This is a genomic window from Streptomyces sp. NPDC057617, from assembly GCF_042800555.1.
Taxonomy (GTDB): Bacteria; Actinomycetota; Actinomycetes; order Streptomycetales; family Streptomycetaceae; genus Streptomyces.
In genome coordinates this window covers 149477-172956 of sequence record NZ_JBHVGV010000015.1, presented here as the reverse complement: position 1 = coordinate 172956, position 23480 = coordinate 149477, and the positions used below count along the sequence as shown (strand labels likewise).

Sequence of the window (23480 nt, the reverse complement as noted above, 5' to 3'; positions counted from 1 at the left end):
CCCGCATCCTCACAACCTCAACGAGCCGGAGACTTGCCACCCCTCTCATCCACTCCACCACGGCGCTCTCCTCGCGGGGCAGCACGGCGTTGACTTTTGGACCGCCCCAGCTGAACCACGCTGATCATCAGTGAGTGGCACATCTGGGCCACGCCAGCCCGAAACGAAGGCCGACAGGCGGGCAGCCAAAGACGTCCGGCTATAACCCGCCGTCGGGTTCTGGATCCCACGGACCGCTCCCGACACTACGAACGGCGGACCGCCGGCGATCAGCCGACTTGAGCCGTGTCCGCAGCACGTACTTCCAGCCGGTCTCAGGTGCTTCGGGGCCCTTCGGGCAACTGCCGGCCGACGAACGGCCGGCTCAGAGGACACCCGCAACGGCACCACTCCGTCAGGCCACTTCACTCTTCAGCGCATGGTGAGCGGGGGGGGAGCCGAACTACTCAGGCGTGCCTTGTGACGGCATCGCCTCCGAGCTGCCACATCTCGTAGTTCCCGCATTCTGCCGTGATCTCGGCCGTCGACTGAGCCGCAGTGACGAAGTCATCTACTACCGGCGAGGTGTGAGATGCCGCCACTGCGAGGCACACCTGGTCGGGCGCCAGATCCGGGATGGGCACATAGACGACGTCCGGATGCGAGTAGAACACGGACGCCGAACGGGCCAGGAAGGAGATGCCCCGGCCGGCCGCGACATGCTCGAGCGTCTCGTCCACCCCGCGCACCGGGTACCCGGCATTGAGGAGCGGGCGCTTGGTGGGCTGCGTGCTCGGGTCACCGTGCCAGACCAGCGGTTCGCCGGCCAGGTCGGCCTCGGTGACCTCCTCCTTGCCGGCAAGCCGGTGTCCGGCGGGCAGTACCGCTACCCGCGGCTCGGTGTACAGCGGGGTGACACGCAGGCCGGCCTCGTCGATGGGCAGCCGCACGTAGCCGACGTCGATGCGGCCGTCGAGCAGCATCGCAGCCTGGTCGTCCCCTTCGATCCGCTGCACGTCCACGACCACCTCCGGGTGCCGGTCCTCGAACGCACGGGCCGCCGGGGTGACTGCAACGCCGGCCCGGAAACCGACCATCAGCCGCCGCTTGCCGCCGGCGGCCGCGGACACCCGGCGGCGGACCGCGTGAGTTGAGGCGAGCAGCGGACCGGCGTCGGCCAGCAGTTGCCGACCCGCATCTGTCAGCTCCACGCCGTGGCGATCCCTGGTGAACAGCGAGGCGCCGAGATCCTGCTCGAGCGCACGGATCTGCCGGCTGAGCACCGGCTGTGCGATGTGCAGCTCATCGGCGGCGCGGCCGAAGTGCAACTGGTCGGCCACGGCGACGAAGTAACGCAGTTTGCGCAGGTCCAGATCCATGGCGTCTCCCGGTCGGTGATGCCTCCAAGGTATCACCACGGTCGAAAGAGGTCTTGGACACCCACTCGGGCCAATGGCAGCCTGAATAGGCACCTAATGGTCCGAGCGAATTCGGCACAAGAATTCGACATCGGAGGGCCCAGGCCCAGAATGAGCACATCAGGAATTGGACGCCCCCATCGCGCCATTCGACGGTGTCGACGAAACAACCGTTAACAACGACGGGGTGGGCATGGCGTCCTATCCCGCTCCAGAAAGCAGGAGCTCCATGAGCAGCATCAGCATTATCGGCCTGGGGAACGTGGCCCGTGCTTTGGCCGGCCGGGCGCTCGTCGGCGGTAACGCCGTCGAGATCATCGGCCGCGACCAGGCCAAGGCCAAGGAATTGGCCGCTGCGCTCGGTGGTGCCACGGTCGGGACGGCCGGCACCGCCCCGGCCGGGGACATCGTTGTCCTCGCCGTGCCGTACGCCGGCGCCGCGGCGGTGGTGAGGGAGTACGGGGACGCACTGCGCGGCAAGATCATCGTTGACATCACCAACCCCGTAGCCCCCGACCTGCAGGGCTTCGTCGTCCCCGACGACAGTTCCGGCGCACAGGAGATCGCCAAGGCGGCTCCCGACGACGCGCATGTCGTCAAGGCGTTCAACACTGTGTTCTCCCACGTTCTGGCGGCCGGCCCGGCCGAGGACCGCCCTCTGGACGTGTTCATCGCCGGCGACGACGCGCAGGCGAAGGCACGCGTCTCGGTGTTCGTCGAGAGCCTGGGGCTGCGCCCCTGGGACACCGGGGCACTGTTCATGGCGCGGGCACTGGAGAACGTCGGCCTGCTGGAGCTGGGCCTCATGAACCACTCCGTCAAGCACACCAATTTCTCCCTCGGTATCACCCTTCTCGGCTGAGCAAACCACCTACCACTATCTCTCGTGCCGCATCACGCCAGTTCACTCACGGCACGGTAAGACCCTGTACCTACTCTCACAAGGACAGTTAGATGCGCGTATTCGTCGCCGGGGGGACCGGCCATTCCGGTTCGTACATCATCCCCGAGCTCATCGCCGCCGGGCACGAGGTCACCGGCCTGGCCCGGTCGGAGGCTTCCGCAGCGGCTCTGTCCGCGCTCGGCGCGAAGGTGCGTCGCGGCGACCTTCAGGATCTCGACGGGCTCAAGGAGGCAGCCTCGGGCTCCGATGGCGTCATCCACGTCGCGCACAGGCAGGATCTGCTGCCCTCCGGCGGGATGGACGCCGTGGCCGCTGCGGAGCTCCCGATCATGCTCGCGTACGGCGAGGCACTGGCGGGAACCGGAAAGCCACTGGTCACGGCGGGGAGCATTGGCTCACCCGGGCAGCACCTGGGCCGGCCGGCCACCGAGGAGGACCCGGCCCTCCCCGCCGGCGAGGAGCACAAAGGCACCCTGCGGATCCGCAACGTCGTGGAAAGGGCCGTAGTCGACCTCGCCAAGCAGGGGGTGCGGTCTTCGGTCGTGCGGATCGCCAACATCGCGCACAGCACGACCGATCGTGCCGGCTTCCTCCCCACGCTGATCGCGCTCGCGAAGGAAAAGGGGTTCGTCGGCTACCACAGCGACGGCGCGAACCTGTGGAACGCCGTGCACATCCGCGATGCCGCCACCTTGTTCCGCCTGGCGCTGGAGAAGGGGCCGGCCGGCCGATACTGGCACGCGGTTGGGGACGGGGCCATCCCGTTCCGCGAGATCGCCGAAGCCATCGCCAGCCGTCTGGGCCTGCCCGCCGTGAGCGTTCCCGACGATGCCTTGATGACGCCGGGGTACTTCGGGTTCCTCACGAATATCGTCACGCAGAGCTACCCGGCGTCCAACCTCATCACCCGCCGGACCCTCGGCTGGGAACCCGCCCAGCCCGGCCTGCTCGCCGATCTGGACAACGGCCATTACTTCCCCGTCGGCTGACGGCAGGAACCCGGATCGTAACGAGCCCGGCAACCGGCAAGTTCGGCTCTTCTGAAGGACGTTGAGATTATGACGACTGTGGGATTCATCGGAAGCGGCAGCATCGGCAGGACCCTCGCGCGACTCGCTGTCGGGGCCGGGCACCAGGTGGTGCTCAGCAACTCGCGCGGTCCCGAAACGCTCGTGGACACGGCCGAGGAACTGGGGCCGCGGGCGTCCGCGGCGACGAGCGAAGAGGCCGCGACGGCCGGTGACATTGTCGTGGTCACGGTGCCGGTCAGCGCCTTCCCCCACGTGCCCGCCGCGCCACTGGCCGGGAAGACGGTCATCGACACCTGCAACTACGGCCCCGAGCGTGACGGGCACATCCCCGAGCTCGACAGCAAGTCCCTCACCTCAAGCGAGCTGCTTCTGCGGTACGTCCCCGACGCCCTGCTCGTAAAGGCGTTCAACAACATCTTCTTCAAGCACCTGCTGTCACTCGCCCGCCCGGCAGGGGCGGCCGACCGCTCCTACCTGCCGATCGCCGGGGACTCCGCACCGGCGAAGGCTGCGGTGACCGAATTCATCGACTCCATCGGCTACAGCGTGGTAGACGCGGGAACGCTGGCCGACAGCTGGCGGCAGGCGACGGGCACGCCGGTGTGGGGAACACCGTACGGGCCGTACTCGAACGAGAAGGGCCGGCCGGTCGGCGAGGACGCCATCCGCGCGGCACTGGCCACCGCAACGCGGTAACCGTCAATTATCACGGACCGTGAGGTGGTCCGGCCGTGCCCGCCGGTCGCGCGGCTGCACCCGCTGGCACGCGACACCAGCCACCCGGCACCCGGCCCGGACCTGCTGGCTTTTACGGAACCGGCCGCCCGCCTGCCGAAGGCCGCAGCAGAAGCCGCCGGGCAGACCGGCGACCCCCGAGGACCCGCCGACGTCGTCGGCCTGGGCCGGTCCCAGTGGCAGATCCGACCGGTCTCGGCATCCAGGTAGACGCGCCGGGTCAGAGGCCGAAGGCGCCGCCTTCGATGAGGATGAGCAGTCCGATGGCGATCAGGACCAGCGGCAGCAGGATGTGGCCCCAGCGGGCGAGGGCTCTGGCGATGACCGGGCGGGTAGCGAAGTAGCGGCCGGCAAAGCACCACACCGCCACCAGGGCGAGGAACACGACGGCGTAGACGGTCATCCCGCCGGCGCCGACGGTGGCGAACACGGGGACGTAGACACCGATGTTGTCGCCGCCGTTGGCGAAGGTGACCGCGGCGACCTCCAGCGGGCCGGGGCCGCCGCCCTCCTTGGCCCGCGTCCCTTCCTCGTCTTCGGCGCCGTCACCGTCGCGGTGGTCCTTCCAGGCCTGCCAGGCGGCCTTGAGGCCGAGTGCGAGGGGCAGCAGACCGAGGTAGGGGACGGCGGACCCGGGCAGGAACGTGGCGCCGAACGCGGCGGCCACCGCCACGACGAGGATCGCGGCGAAGCCGGCGTACTGACCGAGCACGATGCGGCGTGTGGAGCCGGGGTGCCCGGCGCCCTGGGCGAAGAACAGCGCCAGGATCAGGATGTCGTCGATGTTGGTGACGGCGAACAGTCCGGCCGCCTGCGCGATGATGCCCAGGTCCACGAGTCGGGGCTCTCCTGTCGGTGGTGGTGCGGTGAGCCTGAGACGCTACCGAGAGCCCTCACCACGCCTTCTCGCGGGGATCAGCCGGACGGGAGCCGACCGGCTGATCGGGCAATGCCCTCATCTCGCAATGCCCTTATCCGGCGGGCTTTCCCGGCGGCAGGTGGGGGGCCGGTTTGGCTGGGACCGGGACCGGCTGGGGCTTGGACGGGCGTTCGGTGGGGGCGGGTGGGAGGGGTGGCGGGGACGCGGGTTCCTGGGGGCGCTCCGCCGGTACGAGCAGCAGTACGCACACCAGCGCCGCGGCCAGGCCCAGCAGGGCGACCGTGGCGCTTCTCCATGGTCCCGGCAGCCGTAGTCGCCTGGTGAAGCGCGGGCCCGCATACGCGGCGGACGGCGGGGCGGCGCGGCGGAGGTCGGGGAGGACGACCGTACGGGACTGGGCCTCCAGGACGGCACGCAGGCGGAGTTCGAGGTCGGCGCCGGGGTCGGTGAGGGTCTGGTGGCGGTCGTGCGGGGGCCGGGGGCTCATGGACGTACCTCCAGGTGCCGGGCCATGGTGTCCAGCGCGCGGCTGGCCGTGGACTTGACGGTGCCGTTGGAGACCCCGAGGGTGTGGGCGATCTGGGCCTCGGTGAGGTTCGACCAGTAGCGGAGGACGAGGACCTCGCGCTGGCGGCGGGTGAGGCGGCGGAGCGCGGCCAATACCTCGCGGTGTTCCTCGCGGAGGAGTACGGAGTCCTCGGCCGGGGGGACATGGGTTTCGCGCTCGGGGACATGCGCGCGGACGGTGCGGCGGCGGCGCAGCACGGAGCGGGCGCCGTTGATGACGCAGGTGCGGATGTAGGCCTCGGGTTCTTCGAGGCCCTTCATGTTCTCGCCGTAGCGGCGGAAGAGCGCGGCGAATGCGTCCTGGACGACGTCCTCGGCGGTGGGGAGGTCGTCGACGAGGAGGAGCGCGAGACGGACCAGGTGGAGTCGGCGGTGGTGGTAGAGGTCGTCGATCGCGGGGGTGGTGGGGGGCGGCAGCGGTGGTGGGGTGGGCTTGCGGGTGAGGGTGTGTCTCTGGGAGAGGCTGCGGAGGAGCAGGCGCCAACGGGCGGCCGGGGCGGGGGCCGGGTAGGTGGCTGCGACTGTCGCTGCCGCTGTGCTCATGGTTCTCCTGGGCGGGCGTGGGCCGGGGGCCGGGCCGGGTCGGGGGCCGCCGGGTCGTCACCGGGCGGCCCCCTGGGGGGAGTTGCTACTTACCGGGTACGGGTATGGGCTTCGCCGGGGCGGGCTTGGCGGGAGCCGGCTTCGCGGGCCTCGGCTTGACGGGCGCGGGCTTCGCGGGGATCGGCTTGGCGGGCGCCGGCTTCGCCACGGACGGTACGGGGGTGGGCTCGGCGGGCCCGGGGGCCGGCTTCGCCGGAACCGGAACCGGAGCGGGCTTCCCCGGGGCCGGCTTGGCCGGGACCGGAGCGGGCGCGGGCTTCGCGGGGACCGGCTTGGCGGGCGCGGGCTTCCCGGGCACGGGCTTGGCCGGGGCCGGCTTGGCGGGCACCGGCTTCGCGGGCGCGGGCTTGGCCGGGACCGGGCTCGGCGAATCGGCCTGGGCCGCGGTGATCGCTCCGCCGATGGCCAGCGCGGCGACGGCGACACTCGTGCCCAGGATCAGGCGTACCCGGCCACGGAAGGCACCTCGTACCGCACCGGCACTGTTCTGTTCGTCCGCGGGCTTGACTGCGGGCATGTCTCGTTCCTCGAATCAGCTCGGCATCGGGTGGACCGGAGGCGCCTCCACCCCGACAGACGTGCATCCCGGGCGTAGGTTGCGGCAGCGGGCGCGAAAACTTTCCGTACCAGGACCGCCACTCTCCGTACGGAAAGCGGGAGTTGCCCTGGCAGAAGCGGGAGTTGACCTGACGGAACGGGAGCGGCCGGATTCGAGGGGCGGCCCGATGGGGCGGACCCTAGTGTGCTCGCTTGTGACTGAACCTTCTTCGTATCTCGGAGCGACAGCGGATGCCTACGACGCCGTCGCTGTTCTTTATGCCGATTTTGTCCGCGATTCGCTCGACGAACTTCCGCTGGATCGCGCCGTGCTCGCCGCGTTCGCCGAACTCGCCCGGAGCGCCGGTGCGGGACCCGTCGCAGAGCTGGGGTGCGGCCCTGGATATATGACGGCGCATCTGCGGGACCTGGGGCTGGACGCCTTCGGCATCGACCTGTCACCGGTGATGATCGACCTCGCCCGACAGACATACCCGGGCCTTCGGTTCGACGTCGGTTCCATGGACGCCTTGGACCTGGCCGATGACACGCTGCACGGCATCGTGTCCTGGTACTCGGTCATCCATACCCCGCCGCGGCACATCCCCTCGTATTTCTCCGAGTTCCAGCGGGTGCTCGCACCTGATGGCCACCTCTTGCTCGCCTTCTTCGAGTCGGAAGGCGAGCCGGTCGGGGCGTTCGACCACAAGGTGGTGACGGCCTACCGGTGGCCGGTCGACGAACTCGCCGAGCTGGCCGGCAAAGCCGGGTTCACCGAGGTCGGACGGATGCTGCGCGAGCCGCGCGAGGGGGAACGGTTCCGCCGGGGCCATCTGCTGATGCGCATGGGGTGACCGGCCGGTTTCACACCGGTCGCGGGCGCAGGCCGTCCAGGGCGGTCTGGAGGATCGGGTCCAGGTAGCCGGTGTCGCCGTGGATCGTGGAGATGGCGATGACCATGTCGAGGACCTGTTCAAGGGTGAGGTCGTCACGTACCTCGTGCGTGCGCTGCGCGGCGGTGAGGAGTGGGCGGGCGGCGGCGAGGACCCGGGAGCGGTTGTTCTGGAAGAGGGGGTTGTCGCGGTCCGTGTGCTCAAGCAACTCGGCGGCGATGTGGCGCTTGCTGGTGCTGAAGGCGAAGAACCGGTGCAGCCAAGCCGCCAGAACCGCCCCGGGCGTCTCGCCGTCGCCGGCCGCGGTGGACTCGCCGGCCTCGGCGACCGCGCCGGCCCCGGTGGACTCGCCGGGCTCGACGGGCTTGGCGGGCTTGGCGGCCTTGGCGGGCAAATACCGCAAGGGACAGGAGGTCGGCGGGCCGGGCCGGTCAGGCGGTGGGTCAGGCGACCCCGCGGTCGTCGGGGAGGCGGCGGCGGAGGTGGGGCTGTTCGACGGCGGGCGGGTTGTACGTCCCGTCGCGCATCCCGATGTCGGTGCCGGGAGGCACGATGGCGTCGATCCGGTCGAGCAGGTCGTCGGTCAGGACGGTCCCGGCGCCCGCGAGGAGGTCGTCGAGGTGGTCCATGGTGCGCGGCCCGATGATCGCGGCGGTGACGCCGGGGTGGGAGATCGCGAAGGCGATGGCCAGGTGCGCCAGCGGCATCCCCGCCTCTTCGGCGAGGGGGATGAGCTGCTCGACGACGTCGAGCCTGCGCTCGTCGCTCAAGTGCTTCAAGCCGAAGCCGGCCCGGTGGGTGTCGGCCGGCCGGCCCTTGCGGTAGCGACCGGTGAGCAGACCCTTCGCGAGGGGGCTGTAGACCATGGTCCCCATGCCGTAACGCTCGCAGACGGGCAGCACCTCGCGCTCGATGCCGCGGTCGAGGATCGAGTACGGCGGCTGCTCGGTACGGAACCGCTGTAGACCGCGCCGCTCGGCGACCCACTGCGCCTCGACGATGTCCGAGGCGGGAAACGTGGACGTGCCGATGGCCCGTACCTTGCCCGCGCGCACCAGGTCGGTGAGGGCGGAGAGGGTCTCTTCGATATCGGTGTCCGGCGCGGGCCGGTGGATCTGGTACAGGTCGACATGGTCGGTCCCCAGCCGGCGCAGGGAGTCCTCCAGCGCGCGGACCAGCCAACGCCGCGAGTTGCCGCGCTGGTTGGGGTCGTCCCCCATGGGGAGGTGGGCCTTGGTGGCGAGCACGACATTGTCCCGGCGGCCCTTGAGGGCCTTGCCGACGACTTCCTCGGACTCGCCGCGCGAGTAGGCGTCGGCGGTGTCGATGAAGTTGATGCCCGCGTCGAGCGCCTTGTGGATGATCCGGGCGGCGTCGTCGTGGTCGGAGTTGCCGAGAGCGCCGAACATCATCGCGCCCAGGCAGTACGGGCTGACCTTGATGCCGGTTCGGCCGAGTGTGCGGTACTTCATGAGTCTCCTTGACGAGGTGCGATGGCCGGTGCGATGTGAGATGTGCGATGCGAGATGGCCGGTACTCGGTGCAGCGCGTTACGCTGGCACAAACGGAACGGCGTTCGACTTAGACGATACGGAACAGTGTTCCGCTTAGCAAGGGGAGGGAGCATGGTGAGCGAGGACATGACCCGGGAAGCCAACGCCAACGCCGTCGCGGCTGAGGGGCAGCCGCCCAAGCGCGTGCGCGCCGATGCGCAGCGCAGCACCGACGCCCTGCTCACGGCGGCCGCGGAAGTCTTCGCCACCTCGGGAGTCGACGCACCCGTACGTCAGATCACCGCCAAGGCGGGCGTGGGAGCCGGCACCCTCTACCGTCACTTCCCGCAGCGCGCGGACCTCATCGCCGCCGTCCTCCGCCACGAAATCGACGCCTGCGCCGACACCGCACCGTCCCTCACGGCGCGGTACGAACCGGCCGAAGCACTCACCAAGTGGCTACAGCGCTTCGCGGTCTTCATCGCCACGAAACGTGGACTCAGCGCCGCGCTCCACTCGGGGGACCCGGCGTACGACTCGTTGCCCGCCTACTTCGAGCAGCGCCTGATGCCCATCCTCAGCGCGCTCATCGACACCGCGGCGAAGGCCGGCGAGATCCGCTCCGATGTCGACGCCGACGACGTACTGATCGCGACCCGCAATCTGACCCTGCCCGCCCAGGAAGACAGCAACGGGCATACGCAGCGGATGATCGCGCTGCTCGTCGACGGAATGCGCTACGGCGCGACTCGCTGATCCGCCCGCCGCCCTGCGCGCCCGCCTGCTGCCCTGCACGCCCGCCCGCTCGCCGGTCCGCTCACCCGTCCGCTCGCTCATCTGCCGTGACGGGAACGTGACTTGTTGCGGTTGTACGGACGTACGGGCGAGATTAGGTTTGCCTTACTGCCGTCAGGGAGGCCTCCGTACCGTGTCCAGAACCCATACGCGTCGTATCAGCATCGCCGCCGCGGCCGCCGCGTTCGCCGTATCGCTCAGTGCGTGTGGCGGGAGCGACACGACGGCGGCCGGGGCCGGGAAAGAGGGCGACCCGCGCACCGTCAAGACCGTGATGGGCGATGTGGAGGTCGGCGCGGCGCCGCGGCGGGTAGTGGTGCTCGACACCGACGCACTCGACTCGGCCGTCACGCTCGGGGTCACGCCGGTGGGCGCGACGACGGTCGTGGACAAGGCACCCTTCTCGACGTACCTCCCCGCGGACAAACTCAAGGGCATCAAGCCGGTCGGACTGATCGCCGAGCCGAATCTGGAGGCGATCGCCGCGCTGAAGCCGGACCTGATCCTGAGCAGCAAGGTCCGGGACGAGAAGAACTACGCCTCGCTGTCGAAGATCGCCCCGACCGTCTTCTCCGACACCACCGGCCCGACCTGGCGCGAGAACTTCCAGCTCCACGCGGACGCGCTGGGCAGGAAGAACGAGGCCGCGGCGGTCGTCGCCGACTATGACGCACATGTGAAGCGGCTGACGGAGGCGCTGGGCGGGGCGGCGAAGGCGAAGGAGACGAAGGTCGGCTTCGTACGGTTCGTGGAGGGCGCGGACACCCGGCTGTACCTGAACGACACGTTCGTCGGCTCGGTCTTCAAGGACCTCCAGGTGGGGCGGCCCGCCAACCAGGACACGACCGGCTTCTCGCTGGACGTGAGCCCGGAGCAGATCGACAAGGCCAATGCCGATGTCATCTTCTACTCGACGTACGGCGACCCGAAGAAGGCGAAGGAGACGGACACGGTCGGCGGGCCGCTGTGGAAGAGCCTGGACGCGGTGAAGCGGAAGACGGCGTTCAAGGTCGACGACAACCTGTGGATGCTGGGGATCGGGTACACGGGGGCGGGACAGATCCTGGACGCGGTGGAGAAGAACTACGCAGGGGCCGCGACCCGCTGACGGCCCCGCTTGCCCCCCCCTTCCGGGGCGACGGCTCCACCGAACGGGCGGCCGGTGCCGAACGGGCGCTGGAGATGAGACATTTGAAAGCATTTGTCGGAGTTCTGCCGCGATCGGCATCGTGACCGCCGTATGGCGGCCGTGTCACGTCTACGCGCGTCCCCTTGTGGAATTCCCGCGGAGCCATCAATCTTTCGGCTGACACACCGAGTTGGCACCCCACCCTGGACCTGTCCGATCGGTCCGTTTTTTGGATTGACATGATCACGACAAGTCCAGTCCAAGTCCAACCCACGCCCCACCGCGCCACCGTCCCATCGCTCCACCGCCCCACCCCCACCCATCAGCGCACCGCCTCTTGAGGAGGACCCTCACATGGCAGCAATGCGTCAGGCCCGGCGAAGACTCGGCCTCGCCGGAATCGGTACGGCAGCCGCCGCAGCTCTCGTACTCGGCACCGTCTCCGCGCTCCCCGCGAGCGCGGCCCCGCAGCAGGAGGGCCGGATCCAGTACGCCGGCGCCGCCGGCTCGATAGCCAACAGCTACATCGTCACCTTCAACGGCTCTGCCGCGAAGGCCGGTTCGGCCTCCGGCAAGGCCGTGGCCAAGGAGTACGGCGCGACCATCGAGCGGACCTACACCAAGGCCCTCAACGGCTACGCCGTACACCTCTCCGAGGCGCAGGCGAAGAAGCTCGCCGCCGACCCGGCCGTCGCCTCCGTCGTCCAGAACCGGACCTTCCACACCGAAGCGACCCAGACCAACCCGCCGTCGTGGGGCCTGGACCGCATCGACCAGAAGAACCTCCCGCTCAACAGCCAGTACACCTACCCCGACTCGGCGGGCCAGGGCGTCACGGCGTACATCATCGACACCGGTGTCCGGATCTCGCACAGCGACTTCGGCGGACGCGCCTCCAACGGTTACGACGCCGTCGACAACGACAACGTCGCCCAGGACGGCAACGGCCACGGCACGCATGTCGCCGGCACCGTCGCCGGCAACGCCTACGGTGTCGCCAAGAAGGCGAGGATCGTCGCCGTCCGCGTCCTCGACAACGCCGGCTCCGGCACCACGGCCGGCGTCGTCGCGGGCATCGACTGGGTGGCGCGGAACGCCGTCAAGCCGGCCGTCGCCAACATGTCGCTCGGCGGTGGCGCGGACAGCACCCTCGACGCGGCCGTCCGCAACGCCATCGCGTCCGGCGTGACCTTCGCGGTCGCCGCCGGCAACGACGGCCTGAACGCCTCCAACTACTCGCCGGCCCGGGTCGCCGAGGCCATCACGGTCGGCTCCACGACCTCCACCGACGCGCGCTCCAGCTTCTCGAACACCGGCACGTCGCTGGACATCTTCGCGCCGGGTTCGTCGATCACGTCGACGTGGAACACCAGCGACTCGGCCACCAACACCATTTCGGGTACGTCGATGGCGACCCCGCATGTGACGGGTGCCGCCGCGCTGTACCTGGCCGCCAACCCGACGTCCACGCCGGCCCAGGTCTCCTCGGGCCTGGTCTCCCTGGCCAGCACGGGCGTCGTCACCAACCCGGGCACCGGTTCGCCGAACCGGCTGCTCAATGTGCCCGGCGGTACGGTCACTCCGCCCGGCGCGAAGTTCGAGAACACCGCGAACTACACGATCAGCGACAACGCCACGGTCGAGTCGCCGGTCACCGTGAGCGGCGTCGCGGGCAACGCCCCGGCCGCGCTGAGCGTGCCGGTGAACATCGTGCACACGTACATCGGTGACCTTCAGGTCCAGCTCATCGCGCCCGACGGCTCGGCCTACACGCTCAAGGCGTACGGCACCGGCGGCAGCGCGGACAACATCAACACCACGTACTCGGTGAACGCCTCCTCGGAGGTGGCGAACGGGACGTGGAAGCTGCGGGTGTCGGACAACGCGTCGGCGGACACGGGGTACATCGACTCGTGGGCGCTGCAGTTCTAGTCAGCTCCAGGCACTTCTGATCTGTCTGTAAGACTTGCGAGGTTGCGAGGTGCTCGACGACGTGCGTGACTGCGTCGTCGAGCACCTCGTATGCGTGGGCGGTCAGGCCCTGTCCGGCGATCCGAATGTCGTCCATGCCGCTCGCTCCGGCAGCCTCAACACCCGTCTGCCCGCTGCCGCGTTCAGGATCGTGGCCGCTCGCCACGCGCCCAGCGTCAGGTCCGGGGCGCCTACGCCGTGCGTGTGGAGTTCGGCGTTCTGTACGTACAACACGCCTGTCACTCGCGGGTCCAGGGCCACCCGGTACTCGGCGTCGATGCGGTAGCGGCCCTTCTCGTCCCAGTCGATCAGCTTCGCCAGGGGGTCGAGGAAGTCCGGGCGGGCCGCCGCGTAGCCCGTTGCCGAGACGACCGCCGACGTACGGATCTCGAAGACCTCGTCCTGCTCGGTGTGGCGGCACGTCAGTACGTAGGAATCCCCGGAACCCCCGGAATCCCCGGCCCGTTCAACCCCCTCGACCACCACGCCCGGGTGCAGGGCCGCGCGGGGTTCCGTACCGCCGATGGTCCGTTCGTACAGTTCGTCGTGGATCTCGGCCAGCGTCTCCTCGCTGATGCCCTTGTAGAGCTGCCACTGTTCGCGTACGAGGCGCTCGCGCCGCTCCTCCGGCAGCGCGCGGAAGAAGCGGATGTAGTCGGGGGTGAAGTGCTCCAGGCCGATCTTGGAGTACTCCATGGGCGCGAAGGCGGGGGTGCGGGCGAGCCAGCGTACGTACGGGCCGCCCTCGCCGGTTCCGTCCTGGCGGCGCAGCAGATCGAGCGCGACCTCGGCGCCGGACTGGCCCGCTCCGATGACGGTGACGTCGGGGAGGGCGGCGAGATGGTCGCGGTGGGTGCGGTAGTCGGCGCTGTGGAGGACGCGGCGGTCCGGTTCACCGGGGGTGAGCAGGGGGCGCAGGGGCTCGGGGACGAGCGGGAGGGTGCCTACGCCGAGGACGACTTGCCGGGCCCGGACGCGGAAGACCGTACCGGTGCCGGTGCTGATGTCTCGGCCGGTGTCTGTGCCGGCATCCGTACCCGTACTCGTACGCGTATCCGTACCCGTACCCGTGCCTCCGGCCGAGTGGTACGTGACCGCGAACACCCCCTCGTCCTCCTCCCACTCCAGCTCCGTCACCCGCGCGTCGAAGCGGCACGACGGCAGGTGCCCGGCGACCCAGCGGCAGTAGTGGTCGTACTCGCGGCGCGGTATGTGGAAGCGCTCCGAGAAGAAGAACGGGAACATCCGGTCGTGTTCGCGCAGATAGTTCAGATACGACCAGCGGCTCGTCGGGTCCGCCATCGTCACCAGGTCGGCGAGGAAGGGGACTTGGAGGACCGTGCCCTCCATGAGCAGGCCGGGGTGCCAGGAGAAGGCGGGCTTGGCGTCGAGGAAGAGGGTACGGAGGTCGGGGGCGGCGTCGGAGAGGGCGGCGAGGGAGAGGTTGAAGGGGCCGATGCCGATGCCGATCAGGTCGTACGGGATGGAGTCGTCGCGCTGGTGGTGCTGACTGGCCGTCATCTTCGGTCCTCCGCCTGAGGGTCGGGGTGGGGATCGTTCACAGTCCTGCATCCTCTTCCGCGCGGCCCGCCGCCACCACCATGTGCAGAAGCCGTTCCACCTCGGCGGGGGTGGTGTGCGGGTTGAGCAGGGTGAGCTTGAGGCGTACGCGTCCGGGGCCGGTCCCGGGCAGTTCCGTACGCCCGACGACGGCGCGGCCTTCGCGCAGGAGCCGTCGGCGGAGGGCGGCGTTGATCGCGTCGGTGCGGGACGGGTCCGGGTCGGGGTCCGGGTTCGTGCCCGTGTCGGTGTGCGTGGGCAGGTAGCGGAACAGGAAGGCCGTCAGGACGGGTTCGGCGTACAGGTCCAGCCGGGGGTGGTCCCGTACGGCCTTGGCCCCGGCCAGCGCCAGGTCGTGACAGGCGTCGACCAGCCGGCCCAGGCCCTCGCGGCCGAGCGTCCGCAGGGTGACGGCGATCTTGAACGCGTCGGCGCGGCGGGTCGTACGGAGGGAGAGGCCGAGCAGGCTGGGGTAGCCGGCCTCTTCGTCGTCGGCCGGATTGAGGTACGCGGCGCGGCGGGCGAGCGAGGCGTACGTCTCGGCCTTCCGCACGAGGAAGACCCCGGCAGCGGCGGGCTGCCAGCCGAGCTTGTGCCAGTCGAGGGAGACGGAGTCGGCGAGGCCGAGGCCGTCGAGGAGCGGCGCGAGCCGGTCGGAGAGCAGGGCGCCGCCGCCGTACGCCGCGTCCACATGCAGCCACGCGCCATGCCGGGCCGCGAGCGCGGCGCAGGCGCGGAGGGGGTCGACGGCGCCGGTGTCGGTGGTACCGGCGGTGGCGACGACGGCGACGGGCAGTTCGCCGCGGTGCGCGCAGGCGTCGAGGGCGGTGGCGAGGGCGTCGGCGTCCATACGGAGGTGATGGTCGACGGGGACGGGCAGGACGGCGTCCTCGCCGAGACCGAGGAGGGCGGCGGCGCGCTGGACGGAGAAGTGGGCGGAGGCGGAGGCGAGGATGCGGGGGGTTCGGGGGGCTCGGGGGTGGTTGGTCAGCCCGGTCAGCTCGACCGGGCGGCCGGTCGCGGCGCCGAGGACCTGGTCGCGGGCGAGCATGAGCCCCATGAGGTTGGACTCGGTACCACCGGAGGTCATCACCCCGGCGGCGGTGCCTGGCTCATACCCGACAAGGTGCGCCAACTCCTTGAGCAGCAGGGTCTCCAGGGCGGTCGCGGCGGGTGCCTGGTCCCAGGAGTCCTGGGAGGGATTGAGCGCGGAGACGGCGAGATCGGCGGCGACGGCGACGGCGAGGGGCGGGCAGTGGAGATGGGCGGCGCAGTGGGGGTCGGCGGGGTCGGCGCTGCGGTGAGCGAGGAGGGCGGTGAGCTGGGCGAGGGGCTCGGCGCCTGTGCGCTGCGCCGGTTCCGCGTGCGATGCCGGGCCCACGCCTGCGGCGGGCTCTTTCCCCCACCCCGCCCCTTCCCGAAACCGGGGCTCCGCCCCGGCCCCCGAATCGGCACCGGCCGGCGCCGGAACACCGACATGACCCGGCGCAAACGGGCCCTGCGGCCCTGGAGCACCGGTACGACCCTGGGGCACGCGCCCTGCGGGCGCAAACGGGTCGCCGACCCCAGACCGGGGCTCCGCCCCAAACCCCTGCGGTGCTGGAGCACCGGCACCACCCGGGCCAACGGGCCCTTCGGGCCCCGCCAGCACCGGAGCCTCCGCACCGCACGGTGCGCCGCCGGGGGCGACGGGGCGCTCGGGCCCCGCCAGCACCGGAGCGTCCGCACCGCACGGTGCGCTGCCGGGGGCGACGGGGCCCTCGGGGCCCGGCCCGGTTGCCGCCGGCGGCGGGGCAGCGGGCCCTTCGGGGGCCAACCCGGCCGAGTCGCCCGGCTGCGGCTGCGCCGTAGGCGCGGGGGGTTGGGGCTCCGCCCCGTGGGGCGGGGTCCAGGGGCGGAGCCCCTGGTTACGGGAAGGGGCGGGGTGGGGGAAAAGAACCCCCAGCGCCTCCGCCACCGCCGCCGTCACCTCGTCCGGCCGGCCCGCAGCGATAGGCCCGCCCCGTCGACGCGCCCCCTCCGCCAGCGCCGTCAGCACCGTGTCCACCAGCGGCCCCAGCGCCTCCGCGCCGCCGATCCCGCCCGACAGTGCGGGCACGGACGGCCCGCCCGGAGCCGTACCGGTACCAACACCCGGCCCCCCGGCCGTACCGACGCCCGCGCCCGGGCCCGGCGCCGCGCCCCCGGCCGTACCGGCGCCCGCACACGGGCCCGGACCCGCGCCCAGCTCCACACCCTCGCCCCCAACCTCCTCCCCCCTCACGCCCGTCCGCCCCGCCACGCCTCCGCAAGCGCGTCCGTCAAGCGGTCCAGGACCGCGTCCGCCTGTTCGTCCGTGATTACCAGTGGCGGCAGCAGACGTACCGTCGCGCCGAAGCGGCCGCCCAGTTCGATGATCAGGCCGCGGTCGAGGCAGGCCGTGCGGACCTGGTCCGCCAGGGTTGGGGACGCGCGGTGGGCGCCGCACATGTCGCGGGGGGACTCGGGGTCGATCAGTTCCACGCCGATCATCAGGCCGCGGCCGCGTACGTCGCCGATCACCGGGAGTTCCGAGCGCAGGCCCTCCAGGCGGGCCATCATCCGCGCGCCCACCGTCGCCGCGCGTTCGACCAGGCCCTCGCGGGCCACGTACCGCAGCGTCGCCGCGCCCGCCGCCATCGCCAGGGTGTTTCCGCGGAACGTGCCCGTGTGGGCGCCGGGCAGCCAGCCGTCGTACTTCTCGTCGTACACGATCACCGCCAGCGGCAGGCTCCCCCCGATCGCCTTCGACAGCACCATCGCGTCCGGCACGATCCCGCTGTGCTCGACCGCCCAGAACGCCCCGGTCCGCCCGACCCCCGTCTGCACCTCGTCCACGATCAGCGGAATCTCCCGTTCCGCCGTGATCCGCCGCATCTCGCGCAGCCAGCCGTCCGGCGCCGGTACCGCGCCGCCCTCGCCCTGGACCGCTTCGAGGATCATCGCGGCGGGCGGTACGACCCCGCCTGACGGATCGTCGAGCAGCCGTTCCGTGTACGTCGCCGACAGCTCCGCGCCGCGCTCGCCGCCGATCCCGAACGGGCAGCGGTACGAGTACGGGTACGGCAGCCGCGTCACCTCCGCCGCGCCGCCCGCGACCCGTTCCTTCGCCGCGACACTGCCGGTCGCCGCCAGGGCCCCCGCCGTCATCCCGTGGTACGCGCCCGTGAACGCGAGTGTCCCGCGCCGCCCGGTCGCCGTCTGCATCAGCTTCAGCGCCGCCTCCACCGCGTCCGTACCGGCAGGACCGCAGAAATGGATCCGCGCCCGGTCCACGAAGGCCGGCGGCAGCGTCGCGAACAGCGCGTCCGTGAAATCGTCCTTCTCCGGCGTCGCCAGATCGAGGACATGCAGCGGCGCCCCGCTGTCGACCGTACGGCGGATCGCCTCCAGCACCACGGGGTGGTTGTGCCCGAGCGCGAGCGTCCCCGCGCCCGCGAGGCAGTCGAGATAGCGGCGGCCGTCGGTCCCCTCGATCGTCATGCCCTTGGCCCGGGCCGGGACGATCGGGAACGAACGGGCGTACGTACGGGCAGCGGACTCCCTGGCCCGCTGCCGCCCCAGAATGGCGTCCGCGTCGGCCGGCGGGGCGGCCGGGGAGCCGGCGGAACGCCCGCTCGCGGGCACGGGCCCGTTCGCGGGCAGGGTGACGGGGGGCACGGTCATGACACGGCTCCGGGGTATCGGGGAGAGGTAAGGAGTAGGAGAGGTAAGGAGTGAAGGAGTAAGAGAAAAAGGCAGGGAAAGAGGGAACTACGGCTCACCCGCGGGCCGCGGCCAGGAACCGGTCCGGTCCGGGCCGGGCCCGATCTTCACCCCGGCCGGTGGTCCGGTCCGGCCGGCCGGTTCACCGGACCGGGTGACGTCAGCGACGTCGAGACGTTTCCCGCCCTCGAACGCGGCGGACCGGGGCGCGGCGGACGGCGGGAACGGTAAGGACACGGCTGGCTCTACCTCGCGGGTGGGGGCGGAAGGAACGGACCTCATGGCTGACGGCCGGCGTGGCGCGGACCGGGCATCGGCGAACAGCTTGCGGCACAGGGGAGTTGACGGCGGCGCGGACGACGGGCGCGGCGGAGGAGCGGAGTTGACGGTCGACTTGACGGCGGAGTTGACGCGAGGCAGCCGGACCTGACCTGACGCGAAGCGCCCGGACCTGACCCGACGCAATCCGCCCGGACCTGGTGCGAGCCCGGTGCGGGCCCGGTGCGCGCCTGGACGCAGCCGTCCCCAGCACGGTCCGCCCGCAGACTTAGGTGTGCCTAACCTAATCATCACCGTTCAAGATACCAAGCACCCCTGAACAGCGGCGGAACCTTCGCGGGAGTGCGGAAACCGGTGCGGAAACCGGCGCGGGAGTACGTTGGACGGAAGGAGGAGGCGAACGCGCCATGAGCAACTGGATCAGCGTGGTGGTGATCCTGGGCCTGATCGCGGTGGGATTCACGGTGATCCGCGCGCTCAACCAGGCCCGCGCCGAGGGCCGGGAGGGCGGCCACCGGCTGGGTCAGCGGCTGGCCGGTCTCACTTCTGGGCGTGCTGCCCGACGTAGAAAAGCAGCCAGATGAACCCGGCGAAGAGGTGCGTCCCGAAGATGTAGAAGAAGACACGGAGGGCGACTCCGCGCTCCTTCCAGCTCTCGTCGTCGTCACTCACCACGGGCCTCCCATCGGGTCCTCCTCAGCGTACGGGCAGGGTCCACCACCCGGTACGGGGCACCGACCGGCACGAACGCGCCTTGCCCCGCGGTTGCCCCGGCCCACGCCCCGCGCATACGCGCCGGACATATGCCAGGGAGTAGTTCCAGTACGCCTCAAAGCCCCATAACCCGTACGAGCCACGGGCCGGGGGAACTACTGTCTTCCGGTGTACGTGTCTGGTACCGCTAAGAGGAAATAGGCCGTCATCCGTGGGGGAGGATGGGCATGTCCCAGAGTTGGAAGGTCGCCGTGCTCGTCGCCGCCGGAGCGGGCATCGTCTCGACTCCTTTGATCTGGCTGCTGGACGGTCCGGACAGCGGACAGTTGGCGGGTGCGTCGGTACAGGCCGCGGCCGGGATCGCGGCGCTCGTCTGGGCACTGTTCCAGCCCACGGCCGCGCCCCCGGGGCCGCGCGACGCGGCCGTCGGTACGGGGAAGGCCGAGGCGACGGGCGGCGGCAGCGCGCACACCGGCGTACGGCGACGGGGCGGCTCGGGAAGCGGCGGCACGGGAAGCAGCGGTACGAGGAGTGGCGACCCGGGGAGTGCCGGCCCGGGAAACGGTGGTACGGGAAGCGGTTCGGCGAGGGCGGAGCGTACGGGCGACGCGACGGCGCACGGTCCTGGGAGCAGCGCGAGCACCGGCATCGACTACAGCTAGGGCGTGTCCGGCCGACCGGACAGGACCTACCCGCAGGCCGAGAAGCCGGCCGCGGGCCGAGAAAGCTGACAGACGAGAGAGCAGTCCCCCGATGAGATGGCCTCTGCGCCGCCAGAAGCCGAAAGCTGCCACCGAGACCAGCAGCACGCAGGTGCAGGAGAGCGGGCATGCCACCGCGTCCACCGGCGGTGTGGCCAGCAGCGGATACATCCACGAGGTCAATGTCCTCCCGGCGCCCGGCCCTTCGGCCGCCTCCGCGCCCACGGCGTGGCCGATGCAGGTGGGCGCCATCCCGATGCCGGCCTCGGCCTTCCAGCCCCGTACCGATCTGCGCCGCCGGATCGACCGGGCCCGGGACGGCCACTCCACGGTCGTACTGACCCAGGTGCTGTCCGGGGGCGGCGGGGTGGGCAAATCGCAGCTCGCGGCGGACTACGCCCGCCAGGCCCTGGCCGACGGCACCGAACTGATCGTGTGGGTGAACGCCGCCGAGACCGAACAGATCACCGCCCTGTACGCCCAGGCGGCCCACCGTGTGCAGGCCGTCGGCGCGCAGGGGCAGGACGCCGAGGCCGACGCGCAGGCCCTGGCGGAGTGGCTGGCCACGACGTCCCGTTCCTGGCTGGTCGTACTCGACGACATCACCGACCCCACCGCGGTCGGCCCGTGGTGGCCGCCGTCCTCCACGTCCGGCCGTGGCCGGGTCCTGGCCACCACACGGCGCCGCGACGCGGTGCTGTCCGGTGGCGGCCGGGAGATGGTGGACATCGATACGTACACCCTGCCGGAGGCCACCACGTATCTGCGCGACCGGCTGGCGCCCCACCTGCTCGACGAGCAGGCCGGACCGCTGGCGCGGGAGCTGGGGCTGCTGCCGCTGGCGCTGGCCCACGCCGCCGCGTACATGATCAACGAGGATGTGACGTGCGCGGACTATCTGCGGCTCTTCACCGACAGCACCGCCCGGCTGGAGAGGCTGCTGCCGCCCGAGGCGGACACGGAGGGGTACGGGCGGCAGGTCGCCGCCGCGCTGCTGCTGACCCTGGAAGCCGCCCAGGCGTGCGAACCCGTCGGCCTGGCCGTCCCGGCGATCCGGCTGGCGGCCTGCCTGGACCCGGCGGGGCACCCCCGCGCGCTGTGGACCAGCGACGCCGTCACCTCGTACCTGGCCGCGTGCGGTGACTGCCAGGGCGCCGGCCGCACTTCGGTGAGTGCGCGCGATTCCCGGGCCGTGTTACGGCTCCTGCACCGGTACGGGCTGCTCACCGACGATTCGGGGTCGGATCCCCGTACCGTACGGCTGCACGCCCTGACGGCCCGCGCCGCGCGTGAGACGACCCCCGAGGCCGATGTCCCCGCGACGGTGAAGGCGACCGCGGACGCCATGGTGGAGGTGTGGCCCAAGGCTGATCACACCGACCGCGACAACCGGAGCGCCATGCTCCGCGCCAACGACCCGAGCGCCATGCTCCGCGCCGGCACCGACACGCTCGCGGCCCACGCCGGCGACCTCCTCTGGCGCCCGGCCGGCCATCCGGTCCTCTATCTGGCGGGCAACAGCCTGCTCGACATCGGCCTCTACACCGCCGGAATCACCCACTGGCAGGCCATGGCGACCACCAGTGAGCGGCTCCTCGGCCCGGAACACCCCGGCACCCTCACCGCCCACGCGGGCCTGGCGGCCTCGTACTGGCAGGCGGGACGGACGGAGGAGGCGATCGGCATCGAGGAGCGGGGCGCCGCGAACCGGGAGCGGCTGCTCGGACCCGAGCACCCGGACACCCTTACGGCACGCGGGAACCTGGCCGCTTCGTACCGGCAGGCCGGGCGTACGGACGAGGCCACCGCCATCTGGGAACAGGTCGCCGCGGCCCGGGAGCGGCTCCTCGGGGCCGAGCACGCCGACACGCTCACGGCACGCGGAAATCTGGCCGCCTGCTACCGGCAGGCCGGACGCGTCACCGAGGCCACCGGCATCTGGGAGCAGGTCACCACCGACCGGGAACGGCTGCTGGGGGCCGAGCACCCCGACACGCTCACCGCCCGCGCGAATCTGGCCGCGACCTACTGGCAGGCGGGGCGTACCCACGACGCCACGACCATGGAGGAACGGCTGGCGGCGGACCGCGAACGGCTGCTGGGGCCCGACCATCCGGACACGCTCACGGCGCGCGCGAATCTGGCGGCCTCGTACCGGCAGGCGGGGCGTACGACCGAGGCCATCGCCCTGCTGAGGCAGGTGGCGGCGGACCGGGAGCGGCTGCTGGGGCCGGAGCATCCGAGCACGGTGACGGCGGCGGATCTGCTGCGGTACTGGACGCGGGAGCGGAATTCCTGAGGGCCGGGTCCGGCAGGGGGCGTCCGGCACGGGCCTGCGGCAGGGGCGTGCGGCAGGGGAATAGGGGGTGCGGTGGTGTGGTTGGACGTGACAGTTTAAGATTCAACCAACGGCTCCGGGAACGGGCTCCGGAACTACGAGAACCACGAGAGTACGAGAGGTGAGCGCGATGCAGTTCGGGATCTTCACCGTCGGCGATGTCACGGTCGACCCGACCACCGGACGTGCGCCGACCGAGCATGAGCGGATCAAGGCGATGGTGACCATCGCGCGGAAGGCCGAGGAGGTCGGGCTCGACGTGTTCGCCTCGGGCGAGCACCACAACCCGCCGTTCGTGCCGTCCTCCCCCACCACCATGCTCGGCTACATCGCCGCCACCACCGAGCGGCTGATCCTCTCCACCTCCACCACCCTCATCACCACCAACGACCCGGTGAAGATCGCCGAGGACTTCGCGATGCTCCAGCATCTCGCCGACGGGCGCGTCGACCTGATGATGGGGCGCGGCAACACCGGCCCGGTCTATCCGTGGTTCGGCGAGGACATCCGCCAGGGCATCCCGCTCGCGATCGAGAAGTACGCGCTGCTGCACCGGCTGTGGCGGGAGGACGTGGTGGACTGGGAGGGCAAGTTCCGTACCCCGCTCCAGGGCTTCACCGCCACGCCCCGGCCGCTGGACGGCACCCCGCCGTTCGTCTGGCACGGCTCGATCCGCTCCCCCGAGATCGCCGAACAGGCCGCGTACTACGGAGACGGCTTCTTCGCCAACAACATCTTCTGGCCCAAGGAGCACTTCCAGAAGCTGATCCGCCTCTACCGGAACCGCTACGCGCACTACGGGCACGGCACCCCGGAGCAGGCGATCGTCGGCCTCGGCGGCCAGGCGTTCATCAGGAGGAACTCGCAGGACGCGGTACGGGAGTTCCGGCCGTACTTCGACAACGCGCCGGTGTACGGGCACGGGCCCTCGCTGGAGGAGTTCACCGAGCAGACGCCGCTGGTCGTCGGGAGCCCGCAGGAGGTCATCGAGAAGACGCTGTCGTTCCGGGAGTCGTTCGGCGACTACCAGCGGCAGTTGTTCCTGATGGACCACGCGGGGCTGCCGCTCAAGACGGTGCTGGAGCAGCTCGATCTGCTGGGCGAGGAGGTCGTACCCGTACTGCGCAAGGAGTTCGCGGGGCTGCGGGCGGCGGGGGTGCCGGAGGGCCCGGTGCATCCGGCGGTCGCGCGGCGTGACCTTTCGGGTGAGAGCGTCAAGGAGGCTTGACC

At 71.0% G+C, this 23480-nt stretch carries 21 protein-coding genes; 10 read left to right on the top strand and 11 right to left on the bottom strand.

The annotated features are described in order from the left end of the window. Nucleotides 1-446: 446 nt before the first annotated feature. Entirely contained in the window at nt 447-1358 is a 912-nt protein-coding gene (locus ACFU9P_RS30560) for a LysR family transcriptional regulator (RefSeq protein WP_384087046.1), read from the bottom strand. Between the two features lie 268 nt (nt 1359-1626). On the opposite strand from ACFU9P_RS30560, the gene ACFU9P_RS30555 reads away from it, so the two are divergent. The 3 genes from ACFU9P_RS30555 to ACFU9P_RS30545 all read left to right on the top strand — a co-directional run bounded on the left by ACFU9P_RS30555 (nt 1627) and on the right by ACFU9P_RS30545 (nt 4028). After that, the gene (locus tag ACFU9P_RS30555) at nt 1627-2259 is read left to right on the top strand and encodes an NADPH-dependent F420 reductase (RefSeq protein ID WP_384087043.1); all 633 of its coding nucleotides are present in this window, start codon (nt 1627-1629) and stop codon (nt 2257-2259) included. Between the two features lie 92 nt (nt 2260-2351). Then, nucleotides 2352-3290 (top strand): SDR family oxidoreductase, encoded by a 939-nt coding sequence (locus ACFU9P_RS30550; protein ID WP_376384699.1) that lies wholly within the window; start codon nt 2352-2354, stop codon nt 3288-3290. A gap of 78 nt (nt 3291-3368) precedes the next feature. After that, nucleotides 3369-4028, top strand: a complete 660-nt coding sequence (locus tag ACFU9P_RS30545; RefSeq protein WP_384087068.1) for an NADPH-dependent F420 reductase — start codon at nt 3369-3371, stop codon at nt 4026-4028. 259 nt (nt 4029-4287) lie between these two features. Here ACFU9P_RS30545 and ACFU9P_RS30540 read toward each other — a convergent pair whose 3' ends face one another. The 4 genes from ACFU9P_RS30540 to ACFU9P_RS30525 all read right to left on the bottom strand — a co-directional run bounded on the left by ACFU9P_RS30540 (nt 4288) and on the right by ACFU9P_RS30525 (nt 6634). Next, the gene (locus tag ACFU9P_RS30540; protein WP_384087040.1) at nt 4288-4902 is read right to left on the bottom strand and encodes a cadmium resistance transporter; all 615 of its coding nucleotides are present in this window, start codon (nt 4900-4902) and stop codon (nt 4288-4290) included. Between the two features lie 136 nt (nt 4903-5038). Then, nucleotides 5039-5434: a hypothetical protein gene (locus tag ACFU9P_RS30535; protein ID WP_384087037.1), complete on the bottom strand. Its 396-nt coding sequence runs from the start codon at nt 5432-5434 to the stop codon at nt 5039-5041. Further along, nucleotides 5431-6057 carry a sigma-70 family RNA polymerase sigma factor gene (locus ACFU9P_RS30530; RefSeq protein ID WP_384087034.1) on the bottom strand — a complete coding sequence of 209 codons (627 nt, stop codon included), beginning with the start codon at nt 6055-6057 and terminating at the stop codon, nt 5431-5433. Before ACFU9P_RS30530 ends, ACFU9P_RS30535 begins: the two co-directional genes overlap by 4 nt. Nucleotides 6058-6142: 85 nt before the next feature. Further along, on the bottom strand, nt 6143-6634 hold the full coding sequence (locus tag ACFU9P_RS30525; protein ID WP_384087031.1) for a hypothetical protein: 492 nt from the start codon (nt 6632-6634) through the stop codon (nt 6143-6145). A gap of 235 nt (nt 6635-6869) precedes the next feature. On the opposite strand from ACFU9P_RS30525, the gene ACFU9P_RS30520 reads away from it, so the two are divergent. Continuing rightward, entirely contained in the window at nt 6870-7508 is a 639-nt protein-coding gene (locus ACFU9P_RS30520; RefSeq protein ID WP_384087028.1) for a class I SAM-dependent DNA methyltransferase, read from the top strand. Nucleotides 7509-7518: 10 nt separating this feature from the next. Here the strand turns inward: ACFU9P_RS30520 and ACFU9P_RS30515 are convergent, their stop codons facing one another. Together ACFU9P_RS30515 and ACFU9P_RS30510 are read right to left on the bottom strand one after the other, a co-directional pair. Then, complete coding sequence (locus tag ACFU9P_RS30515) at nt 7519-7941, bottom strand: hypothetical protein (RefSeq protein ID WP_384087026.1); 423 nt, start codon at nt 7939-7941, stop codon at nt 7519-7521. A 49-nt stretch (nt 7942-7990) separates the two neighbouring features. Then, nucleotides 7991-9019 carry an aldo/keto reductase gene (locus ACFU9P_RS30510; protein WP_384087023.1) on the bottom strand — a complete coding sequence of 343 codons (1029 nt, stop codon included), beginning with the start codon at nt 9017-9019 and terminating at the stop codon, nt 7991-7993. Between the two features lie 153 nt (nt 9020-9172). Here ACFU9P_RS30510 and ACFU9P_RS30505 point away from each other — a divergent pair, with 153 nt between their 5' ends. The 3 genes from ACFU9P_RS30505 to ACFU9P_RS30495 all read left to right on the top strand — a co-directional run bounded on the left by ACFU9P_RS30505 (nt 9173) and on the right by ACFU9P_RS30495 (nt 12896). Beyond that, nucleotides 9173-9796, top strand: a complete 624-nt coding sequence (locus ACFU9P_RS30505) for a TetR/AcrR family transcriptional regulator (protein WP_384087020.1) — start codon at nt 9173-9175, stop codon at nt 9794-9796. Between the two features lie 172 nt (nt 9797-9968). Then, a complete protein-coding gene (locus ACFU9P_RS30500) occupies nt 9969-10943 on the top strand; it encodes an ABC transporter substrate-binding protein (protein ID WP_384087018.1) in 975 nt (324 codons plus the stop codon). Nucleotides 10944-11318: 375 nt separating this feature from the next. Beyond that, complete coding sequence (locus ACFU9P_RS30495; RefSeq protein WP_384087015.1) at nt 11319-12896, top strand: S8 family serine peptidase; 1578 nt, start codon at nt 11319-11321, stop codon at nt 12894-12896. Nucleotides 12897-12998: 102 nt separating this feature from the next. Here the strand turns inward: ACFU9P_RS30495 and ACFU9P_RS30490 are convergent, their stop codons facing one another. The 4 genes from ACFU9P_RS30490 to ACFU9P_RS30475 all read right to left on the bottom strand — a co-directional run bounded on the left by ACFU9P_RS30490 (nt 12999) and on the right by ACFU9P_RS30475 (nt 19169). Then, nucleotides 12999-14456 (bottom strand): lysine N(6)-hydroxylase/L-ornithine N(5)-oxygenase family protein, encoded by a 1458-nt coding sequence (locus ACFU9P_RS30490; protein ID WP_384087012.1) that lies wholly within the window; start codon nt 14454-14456, stop codon nt 12999-13001. Nucleotides 14457-14493: 37 nt separating this feature from the next. Next, entirely contained in the window at nt 14494-16029 is a 1536-nt protein-coding gene (locus ACFU9P_RS30485; RefSeq protein WP_384087009.1) for a pyridoxal phosphate-dependent decarboxylase family protein, read from the bottom strand. Nucleotides 16030-16754: 725 nt separating this feature from the next. After that, nucleotides 16755-18179: a diaminobutyrate--2-oxoglutarate transaminase gene (locus ACFU9P_RS30480; RefSeq protein WP_384087006.1), complete on the bottom strand. Its 1425-nt coding sequence runs from the start codon at nt 18177-18179 to the stop codon at nt 16755-16757. 858 nt (nt 18180-19037) lie between these two features. Beyond that, complete coding sequence (locus ACFU9P_RS30475; RefSeq protein ID WP_376384659.1) at nt 19038-19169, bottom strand: DUF6126 family protein; 132 nt, start codon at nt 19167-19169, stop codon at nt 19038-19040. Between the two features lie 269 nt (nt 19170-19438). Between ACFU9P_RS30475 and ACFU9P_RS30470 the strand changes: the two genes are divergently transcribed. The 3 genes from ACFU9P_RS30470 (at nt 19439) to ACFU9P_RS30460 (ending at nt 23478) form a co-directional block, all read left to right on the top strand. Beyond that, nucleotides 19439-19873 (top strand): hypothetical protein, encoded by a 435-nt coding sequence (locus ACFU9P_RS30470; RefSeq protein WP_384087003.1) that lies wholly within the window; start codon nt 19439-19441, stop codon nt 19871-19873. A gap of 91 nt (nt 19874-19964) precedes the next feature. Beyond that, the gene (locus ACFU9P_RS30465) at nt 19965-22211 is read left to right on the top strand and encodes a tetratricopeptide repeat protein (protein ID WP_384087000.1); all 2247 of its coding nucleotides are present in this window, start codon (nt 19965-19967) and stop codon (nt 22209-22211) included. 169 nt (nt 22212-22380) lie between these two features. Then, a complete protein-coding gene (locus ACFU9P_RS30460; protein WP_384087065.1) occupies nt 22381-23478 on the top strand; it encodes an LLM class flavin-dependent oxidoreductase in 1098 nt (365 codons plus the stop codon). Nucleotides 23479-23480: the final 2 nt, after the last annotated feature.

What these genes read in the sequence shown, in the direction of transcription:
- ACFU9P_RS30560 (WP_384087046.1), bottom strand. Translation starts at nt 1,358, where the DNA reads ATGGATCTGGACCTGCGCAAACTGCGTTACTTCGTCGCCGTGGCCGAC.
- ACFU9P_RS30555 (WP_384087043.1), top strand. Translation starts at nt 1,627, where the DNA reads ATGAGCAGCATCAGCATTATCGGCCTGGGGAACGTGGCCCGTGCTTTG.
- ACFU9P_RS30550 (WP_376384699.1), top strand. Translation starts at nt 2,352, where the DNA reads ATGCGCGTATTCGTCGCCGGGGGGACCGGCCATTCCGGTTCGTACATC.
- ACFU9P_RS30535 (WP_384087037.1), bottom strand. Translation starts at nt 5,434, where the DNA reads ATGAGCCCCCGGCCCCCGCACGACCGCCACCAGACCCTCACCGACCCC.
- ACFU9P_RS30530 (WP_384087034.1), bottom strand. Translation starts at nt 6,057, where the DNA reads ATGAGCACAGCGGCAGCGACAGTCGCAGCCACCTACCCGGCCCCCGCC.
- ACFU9P_RS30525 (WP_384087031.1), bottom strand. Translation starts at nt 6,634, where the DNA reads ATGCCCGCAGTCAAGCCCGCGGACGAACAGAACAGTGCCGGTGCGGTA.
- ACFU9P_RS30510 (WP_384087023.1), bottom strand. Translation starts at nt 9,019, where the DNA reads ATGAAGTACCGCACACTCGGCCGAACCGGCATCAAGGTCAGCCCGTAC.
- ACFU9P_RS30505 (WP_384087020.1), top strand. Translation starts at nt 9,173, where the DNA reads ATGGTGAGCGAGGACATGACCCGGGAAGCCAACGCCAACGCCGTCGCG.
- ACFU9P_RS30495 (WP_384087015.1), top strand. Translation starts at nt 11,319, where the DNA reads ATGGCAGCAATGCGTCAGGCCCGGCGAAGACTCGGCCTCGCCGGAATC.
- ACFU9P_RS30490 (WP_384087012.1), bottom strand. Translation starts at nt 14,456, where the DNA reads ATGACGGCCAGTCAGCACCACCAGCGCGACGACTCCATCCCGTACGAC.
- ACFU9P_RS30480 (WP_384087006.1), bottom strand. Translation starts at nt 18,179, where the DNA reads ATGACCGTGCCCCCCGTCACCCTGCCCGCGAACGGGCCCGTGCCCGCG.
- ACFU9P_RS30470 (WP_384087003.1), top strand. Translation starts at nt 19,439, where the DNA reads ATGTCCCAGAGTTGGAAGGTCGCCGTGCTCGTCGCCGCCGGAGCGGGC.
- ACFU9P_RS30465 (WP_384087000.1), top strand. Translation starts at nt 19,965, where the DNA reads ATGAGATGGCCTCTGCGCCGCCAGAAGCCGAAAGCTGCCACCGAGACC.
- ACFU9P_RS30460 (WP_384087065.1), top strand. Translation starts at nt 22,381, where the DNA reads ATGCAGTTCGGGATCTTCACCGTCGGCGATGTCACGGTCGACCCGACC.